1 protein-coding gene is annotated in these 284 nt (G+C 63.7%); it reads left to right on the top strand.

What is annotated here, in order from left to right:
* A partial coding sequence (locus tag OEB96_RS00165) for a transposase (RefSeq protein WP_266213350.1) occupies positions 1–262 on the top strand: 262 nt, incomplete at its 5' end.
* Positions 263–284: the final 22 nt, after the last annotated feature.

Genomic DNA, 284 nt, shown 5'->3' with positions numbered 1-284 from the left:
GGCCAAGCACGGCCGTAGCATCAGCATTCATCCTCAAGAGCAGCTGCTCCAGAAGCTCGCGGCCGCCAAAGCCACACCCGAGGGCCGTGCAGAGCTTCGCAAGCGCGTCCCCGTCGAGCATGGGCTCGCCCACATCTGCCAACGACAAGGACGACGCGCGCGCTACCTGGGCGTGGACAAGAACATCTTCGACCTCACGCGCTACGCCGTCATCGAGAATCTCTTCGTGGCCGACCGCATGGAACGCGCCCTTGCCGCATGAGACTATCTGTTCGCCGCTCTAG

It is taken from the genome of Paraliomyxa miuraensis (assembly GCF_026337845.1).
Classification (GTDB): Bacteria; Myxococcota_A; Polyangia; order Nannocystales; family Nannocystaceae; genus Paraliomyxa; species Paraliomyxa miuraensis.
This window is presented reverse-complemented; position numbering and strand designations above follow the sequence as displayed.